The organism is Paracraurococcus ruber, assembly GCF_004353985.1.
Taxonomy (GTDB): Bacteria; Pseudomonadota; Alphaproteobacteria; order Acetobacterales; family Acetobacteraceae; genus Paracraurococcus; species Paracraurococcus ruber.
In genome coordinates this window covers 1-7,127 of record NZ_SMOA01000265.1, presented here as the reverse complement: position 1 = coordinate 7,127, position 7,127 = coordinate 1, and the positions used below count along the sequence as shown (strand labels likewise).

Annotated in this window: 8 protein-coding genes; 2 read left to right on the top strand and 6 right to left on the bottom strand. The window is 72.2% G+C overall.

Annotated features, from left to right (window positions below):
• Together E2C05_RS26440 and E2C05_RS26435 are read right to left on the bottom strand one after the other, a co-directional pair.
• Nucleotides 1–324: hypothetical protein (locus E2C05_RS26440; protein ID WP_205083089.1), on the bottom strand; the 324-nt coding region annotated here is incomplete at its 3' end.
• 64 nt (nt 325–388) lie between these two features.
• Complete coding sequence (locus tag E2C05_RS26435; RefSeq protein WP_133222647.1) at nt 389–1,384, bottom strand: MBL fold metallo-hydrolase; 996 nt, start codon at nt 1,382–1,384, stop codon at nt 389–391.
• 171 nt (nt 1,385–1,555) lie between these two features.
• Here E2C05_RS26435 and E2C05_RS26430 point away from each other — a divergent pair, with 171 nt between their 5' ends.
• Complete coding sequence (locus E2C05_RS26430; protein WP_133222646.1) at nt 1,556–3,085, top strand: AMP-binding protein; 1,530 nt, start codon at nt 1,556–1,558, stop codon at nt 3,083–3,085.
• A gap of 114 nt (nt 3,086–3,199) precedes the next feature.
• Here the strand turns inward: E2C05_RS26430 and E2C05_RS35230 are convergent, their stop codons facing one another.
• The 3 genes from E2C05_RS35230 to E2C05_RS26420 form a co-directional block, all read right to left on the bottom strand.
• Complete coding sequence (locus E2C05_RS35230) at nt 3,200–3,322, bottom strand: hypothetical protein (RefSeq protein ID WP_274607342.1); 123 nt, start codon at nt 3,320–3,322, stop codon at nt 3,200–3,202.
• A 215-nt stretch (nt 3,323–3,537) separates the two neighbouring features.
• Nucleotides 3,538–4,500 (bottom strand): Bug family tripartite tricarboxylate transporter substrate binding protein, encoded by a 963-nt coding sequence (locus tag E2C05_RS26425; RefSeq protein ID WP_133222645.1) that lies wholly within the window; start codon nt 4,498–4,500, stop codon nt 3,538–3,540.
• A gap of 181 nt (nt 4,501–4,681) precedes the next feature.
• Nucleotides 4,682–5,854: an acyl-CoA dehydrogenase family protein gene (locus E2C05_RS26420; RefSeq protein ID WP_133222644.1), complete on the bottom strand. Its 1,173-nt coding sequence runs from the start codon at nt 5,852–5,854 to the stop codon at nt 4,682–4,684.
• Nucleotides 5,855–5,991: 137 nt separating this feature from the next.
• On the opposite strand from E2C05_RS26420, the gene E2C05_RS26415 reads away from it, so the two are divergent.
• Complete coding sequence (locus tag E2C05_RS26415) at nt 5,992–6,603, top strand: hypothetical protein (protein WP_133222643.1); 612 nt, start codon at nt 5,992–5,994, stop codon at nt 6,601–6,603.
• A gap of 264 nt (nt 6,604–6,867) precedes the next feature.
• Here E2C05_RS26415 and E2C05_RS33405 read toward each other — a convergent pair.
• The coding region (locus E2C05_RS33405; RefSeq protein WP_408901634.1) for a type 2 periplasmic-binding domain-containing protein at nt 6,868–7,127 on the bottom strand (260 nt) is incomplete at its 5' end.

Sequence of the window (7,127 nt, the reverse complement as noted above, 5' to 3'; positions counted from 1 at the left end):
CAGGTTGCCGCGGTTGTAGGTCTCGGCCAGCGCGCGCAGGGCGGCGCGGTCGGCCTCCGCCAGGCCGGCGCCGGCGAGGTCGGCCGCCGGCACCACCGGCACCGCCAGGCTGGCCGCCAGCCGCACCCGCGCGCCGGCCAGCCGCCCATCCTCCAGCGGCGGACGGATCGCCTGCCAGGCCCAGGGCAGCACCCCGGGCAGCGTCGCCAGGTGGCGGTGGATGAGGTTGACCAGCGGCACGCCGCTGGTCCGCTTCAAGGCCGCGTAGATGGCGGCGATGTCGGGCGGCGCCTCCGCCTCGCGGATCTCGGGCAGCGCCGCCATCACGGTCTCCTCGCGCGGCCGGGTCACGCGGCCGGGCCGCGCCCGGCCAGGACCCGGTGCGGCGTCACAGCGTGGTGACGTTGGTGGGCAAGGACACCCAGGCGAAGCCCTCGCCTTCCCGCCGCACATGGCCGAGGCCGGGCCAGGGGAAGTGGTAGGACAGCACCGCGTGCTTGTCGGTCGCCAGCCGGTCCAGCATGCGGCTGCGCGTCTGCGCCGACTGCTTCGGATCGGTGTCGAAGGAGAATTCCATCATCGGGTGCCGCAGCAGCAGCACCTGGTGATGCGCCAGGTCGCCGGTGTTGACCATGGTCCGCCCGCCCGAGGTGATGGCGTAGCAGGTATGGCCCACCGTATGGCCCGGCGAGAACAGCGCGACGACGCCCGGCGCCACCTCCTGCCCGTCCTTCACCATGACCAGCCGGTCGCGATAGGCGTTCAGGTTCTTCTTCGCGCCCTCGATGAAGGGGCCCATGAAGGCCGGGCCCTTCTTGTTGCCGTCATCGGTCCAGAAGCGCACATCGGCCTCGTTGATCGCAACCTGGGCGTTCGGGAAGACGCGCTGGCCGGCGGCATTCACCAGGCCCCAGACATGGTCGCAATGCGCATGCGTGGCGACGACCATGTCGATCTGCTCCGGCTGGATGCCGGCGGCGCGGAGGTTCGCCAGCATCCGGCCGGTGGTCGGGCCGAACATCTTGGAATCGGCGCCCATGCTCTCGCCCATGCCGGTATCGAACAGCAGCAGCTGCCGGCCGGTGTTGAGCACGAGGATGTTCTGCTCGAGCGTCGCGGCGTTGGGGTCGAGGAACTCGTTGCTCAGCATCTGCGGGATCTGGTTGGCGCCGGGGCCGACGAAGCTGTCCTGCGGCTTGCCGAGCGGCAGCGAGCCGTCGGAGATCACCGTCGCCTCGAACTCGCCCCACTTGAAGCGGTGCCAGGCAGGCGGCAGGTCGTTGCGGAAGGGCGCGGCGGCCTCGGCGAAGCCAGCGGGCAGCATGGGCAGCGCAGCCGTAGCCGCGGCCGCGCCGAGCAGGGCGCGGCGGCTGATGACGGACATTGGTTCTTCCTCCCCCAGATGGTCGGGCCGGCGCGGATGCGCCTGCAGGGAAGGATGCCACAACCGATGCTTGTGTCGCGTGGAATTTCGTTCAGCTTTCGTCGCATCCGGCCGACGCATTGACGCCCGCCGGCCCTCGCCGCCACCCTGGCCGCGAGCAGGAGGAACCGCATGCCGCAACTGGCGCATTGGGCGGAACGGCAGCCCGACAGGATCGCGGCGCATTTCCCCGAGACCGGCCAGGCCATCAGCTATGCGGCGCTGCATGACCGCGCGCGCCGGGCGGCGCGGTGGCTCATCGGCCTCGGCCTGCAGCCGGGCGAGGGCATCGCGCTGCTGCTCGACAACCGGCCGGAATTCCTCGAGATCGCGGAGGCCACGCGCCTGGCCGGCCTCTACTACACGCCGCTGTCGATCCATCTGCGGCCGCACGAGGTCGCCTATGTGCTGCAGGACAGCGGCGCGAAGCTGCTGATCGCCAGCCCGGCGCTGGCGCCGCTGGCGCAGGACCTGGTGGCAGAAGGCGCGGTGGGCGACCGGCCGCGCTTCGCCCTGGGCGAGGGCATTCCCGGCTATGGCGGCTATGAGGAGGGCCTCGCCGCGCAGGACCCGGCGGCGCAGCTGCCGGAGCGGCCGCTGGGGCGGGAGTTCCTCTATTCCTCCGGCACCACCGGCCTGCCCAAGGGCATCCGCCGGCCGCTGATCCCCTATGACCAGCGCGATGCGCCGGAATGGGACATGACCTGGAAGACCCTGTACGGCTTCGGCCAGGACACGGTCTATCTCTCGCCCGCGCCGCTCTATCACGCCGCGCCGAACCGCTATGTCTACCGCACGCTGGTCGAGGGCGGGACGGCGGTGGTGCTGCGGAAATTCGACCCCGCGCTCGCGCTGCAAACCATCGAGCGCTTCCGCGTCACCCACAGCCAATGGGTGCCGACCATGTTCGTGCGGATGCTCGCTTTGCCCGAGGAGGTGCGGCGCGGCTTCGACCTGTCCTCCCACCGCGCCGCCATCCATGCCGCGGCGCCCTGCCCGGTGCCGGTGAAGCGGGCGATGATCGAATGGTGGGGCCCGATCCTCTGGGAATACTATGCGGGGTCGGAGGGCATCGGGACCACGGTGATCGCGCCTCGGGACTGGCTGGCGCGGCCGGGCAGCGTGGGCAAGCCCGTCAATGGCGTGCGGGTCCACATCACCGACGAGGACGGGCGGGCGGTGCCGGCGGGAGTCACCGGCACCATCCGCTTCTCGGGCGGGCCGCGCTTCGCCTACCACAACGCGCCGGACAAGACGGCGGCCTGCTACGACGCGGCCGGGCGCGCGACGCTCGGCGATCTCGGCTGGCTGGACGAGGAGGGGTGGCTCTACCTGTCGGACCGCCGTGCCGACCTGATCCTCTCGGGCGGGGTGAACATCTACCCCGCCGAGATCGAGGCGGTGCTGGTGCAGCACCCCGAGGTGGCGGAGGTGGCGGTGGTCGGCATCCCGCATGCGGAGATGGGCGAACAGGTGCATGCCGTGGTCGTGCCGCGCGCCGGTGCCGCGCCGGATGCGGCGGGGCTGGATGCCTGGTGCCGGGAGCGGCTGGCCGGGCCGAAGCGGCCGCGCAGCTGGGAGATCGCGGCCGAATTGCCGCGCTCGGAGGCGGGCAAGCTGCTGCGCCGGCTGCTGAAGGAACGCTACCTGCCGGCGGGCTGAGAGGCGCGGCTGGCGCACCGGCGCCGCCCGCCCCGCAGCGGCCACGCTGCCGGACCCTGGCGCCGGCGATCGCGCCGGCCGCCTCGACCGCCGTGCGGGTCGGGACGGGCTGCGCTACAGCAGCTTGTCCAGCGCGACCTGGATGGCCAGCAGGAAGCCGCCGAAATAGGCCGTCGCCAGCAGCACCGCGCCGACATCCTCCCACAGGGGGCGCCGGCCCTTGAATGCCGTGAACATGCTGTTCCCTCCCGCCTTGCATTCGCCGTCGGGAGAGGTTTGCGCCACGCGCCGCCGGCGCGCCGTGCCGCGGCGCACAGCCGCGCGATGCCGACCGGGTCCCACTACCCACCGGGCGGGCATGGCGGCGACGCGGCCGGGCACCATGACCGGGTCGCCACCGGCGGTCGCATCCGCCGCCGGCGATCGCGTAGCGGCCCGCCGGGCCGGCCGGCTCAGCCGGCGCGCAGCCCCAGCCGCTCCACCCGCTTCTCCTCCATGTCGATCGTCTCGGCCATCACCCGGGCGTAGTCGGCGCTGTCGAGATATTCCAGCGGCTGGTCGAGCCGTTCCAGCACCGCCAGGTGCGACGGGTCGTGCAGGGCGCGGCGGAAGCCGTCATGCAGCGCGGCCAGCACGTCGCGGTCGAGGCCCGCCGGCGCCACCAGCCCGTAGGGCGAGGTGACGACCATGCCCTGGTAGCCGAGCTCGAGCAGCGTCGGCACCTCCGGGAATTTCGCCAGCCGGGTGCGGGTCCAGAAATTCAGGTAGCGCAGGCGGCCGTCGAGCACGAGCTGGGCGCCGCCGGTGCCGGCCGCCTGCGCCTCGATATGGCCGCCGAGCAGCGCGGGATAGGCATCCGCCTCGCCGCGGAAGGGGACATGCTCGACCTCGATCCGCTCGCGCTCGGCCAGTTCCACCATGGTCAGGTGCGGCGTGCCGTTGGCGCCGGTATTGCCCCAGCGGTGGCGGCCCGGATTGGCGCGGGCATCGGCGACCAGGTCGCGCCAGGTCTTCCAGGGGCTGTCGGCGCGGACCAGCACGCCGAAGGTGTAGCCGGTCAGGTGCAGGATGGGCGTGAAGTCGCGCCGCGGGTCGTAGGCCATGCGCTGCATGAAGGGCAGGCGCAGCGCCGGCAGGGTCATCTGCGCGATGGTGTAGCCATCCGGCCGGGCGCGGGCGACCGCGGCGGCGCCCAGCGTACTGCCGGCGCCCGGCCGGTTCTCGGTGATCACCTGCTGGCCGAAGGCGCGCGTCGCCGCTTCGGCCAGGGCGCGCATCTGCACGTCGGTGGCGCCGCCGGGCGGGAAAGGCACAAGCAGGCTGATCGGCCGGTCGGGGAAGCGCGGCTGGGCGCGCAGCGGCGCCGGCGCGGCGAGGGTGACGGCGCCCAGCAGGGCGCGGCGCGTGATGGTCATGCAGGGTGCCTCCCGGGCTGGTCTTCTCGTTGGGCGCGCCGGGCGGGGTGGCCCGCCCGGCGCGATGGCATGGGGCTCGCCCGCGCGTGCCGCGGTGGGCGTCGCCGGCGCGGCGCGCGCCGGCCAGGCGGGCGGAACAGCCTCGCATGGCCGGCTGCGGCCAGCGGGCCATCGCCCGCCGTTACAGGGTGCGGCCGATGATCTCCCGCATGATCTCGCTGCTGCCGCCATAGATGCGGCCGATGCGGGCATCCGACCAGGCGCGGCCGATCTCGTATTCCGCCATGTAGCCGTAGCCGCCATGCAGCTGCAGGAAATCGTCGAACAGCCGGTTCTGCATCTCGGCGCCCAGCAGCTTGGCGGCGGCGGCCAGTTCCACCGTCAGCTCGCCGCGCATGTGCAGCGCCAGGCAATGGTCGGCGAAGACGCGGAACATCGCCGCCTGCGCCTTGGCATCGGCCAGCTTGAAGCGGTTGTGCTGAAAATCGATCACCGGCTGGCCGAAGGCCTGGCGTTCCTTGGTGTACTGGACGGTCTTCTCCAGCATCACCTCGATGCCCATGGCCGCCCGCACCGCGATCACCAGGCGTTCCTGCGGCAGGTTGCGGATGAGGTAGGAGAAGCCGCGATTCTCCTCGCCCAGCAGGTTCCCGACCGGCACCCGCACGTCCTCGAAGAACAGCTCCGAGGTGTCCTGCGCGTGCAGCCCGATCTTCTCCAGGTTGCGCCCGCGCCGGAAGCCGGGCGCGTCGCCGGGGACGCAGATCAGCGAGATGCCTTTGCGCCCCGCTGACGGATCGGTCTTGGCGCAGACGATGACGAGGTCCGCCAGCTGCCCGTTGCTGATGAACGTCTTGGAGCCGTTGATGACGTAGTGGTCGCCATCGCGCCGCGCGGTGGTGCGCATGGCCTTCAGGTCGCTGCCCATCCCGGGCTCGGTCATGGCGATGGCGCCGATGATCTCGCCGGCCGCCATCTTCGGCAGCCATTCCGCCTTGCGCTCCGGCGTCGCCAGGTCCTCGATATACGGGACGACGATGTCGGAATGCAGGGGGAAGCCCGGCCCGGTGCAGTTGGTCCGCGCGATCTCCTCGATGACGATGGCGCTGTAGCCGAAATCGGCGCCGGCGCCGCCGTATTCCTCGCTCATCATCGGGCAGAGGATCCCGGCCTCGCCCGCCTGCCGCCAGACCTCGCGGCTGACGATGCCGTCGCGTTCCCATTGCCGGTGATAGGGCACGACATGCTTCTCGAAGAAGCGGCGCACCGTGTCGCGGAAGGCCTCATGCGCCTCGGTATAGACCGTGCGCGGGCCGGTCAGGCGGCCGCCACCGGGTGGCAGGCTGGTGTCCATGCGTTCCTCCGCTGTCTCGACCGCGCGCCGGTCGGATGCGGCGGCTGTCGGATTCATAACATTTTGTAAAAGAATAAAAAGGCGTTCAACTTCCCGACAGAGCGGGCCGGCTAGCCCGGTGTGGGAGAGGATGCCACATGACGAGGAAGCTTGCGCGGGTCGTAGCCATGGCGAGCGTGCTGGCGCTGGGCGCCGGCGCTCCGGCGGCGCAGGCCGCGCTGCAGGGCGCGACCTACCGGTTCGGGGTGCCGGTCGCGGGAGACATCAACAACCCACTGCCGGGCACCTACACGGATCCAGCGAACCCGAGCGTCTGCGTGAACCGTTCTGCGGGATGCCCGGCTTTTGGATTGTCCGTCGGGTTCTCCTTCACCGACCTCACCGCGACGACAGCGCGGATCACCTTCGCCGTTGCCGGTGGAGCAAATGCAAGCGGGCCCTTCCAGATCACGCTCGGCAATTTCGTCACCGTCGACGGTGCGACGGTGACGGACATCGTCTCCGGGTCGGGCCAATCGTTCGATGGCTCTTTTGGTCTTCAAAATTGGGACGGCACGACGGCGACGTTCATCGCCACGCCGGTCACCAGCCCGTTTTCCCCCCTGGTCTTCGCCGCGCCAGGCAGAACCATCTTCATCAGCTTCGACGTGACCCTGCAGCCGGCTGCGCCGGTGCCGGCCCCGCCGGCGCTGCCGCTGCTCGGCGCCGGCCTGCTCGGCCTGCTCGCCCTGGTACGGCGCCCGGCCTGAGGGCGGCCACGCCGCTGGCCCAGGGGCGCGTCCGCCGGGCAGGGAGGGCGAGCGCCTGCAACGGATCGGGCCGGATGCGGCGCCGCTGCCGGTCGCGCCACGGGGCCCGCGCCAGGGCGAGGCCGAGCCCCGTCCCGCATGGGCCCGGCGGCGTGATCGCGGAACGCTGACGTTGATCCTCCGGCCCGTCCCGGCGCCGCTTGGCGCCGATGCCGGGCCCTCGGCTGCCAGGGCGCCGGCTGGCCCCCGCAGACGCCGCCGGCATCACGCGACCCAAGGCGATCCGCCGGTCGCGGCGCCGGCCAGGGCGGCGCGCGACAGCGCCGCCAGGCGCGGCAGGTCGGCGCGCATCTCGGCCGCCAGCCAGTCGGCGAAGGCACGCAGCGCCGGCCGGGCGCGGTCGGCCCGGCGATGCGCCAGCACGTAGCTGCCGGCAGCGACCGGCGGCGTGGCGAAGGGGACGACCAGGCGCGCCGCCGCCGGCACCAGCCAGACCAGCGGGTCGAGCCCGAGCGCCACGCCGC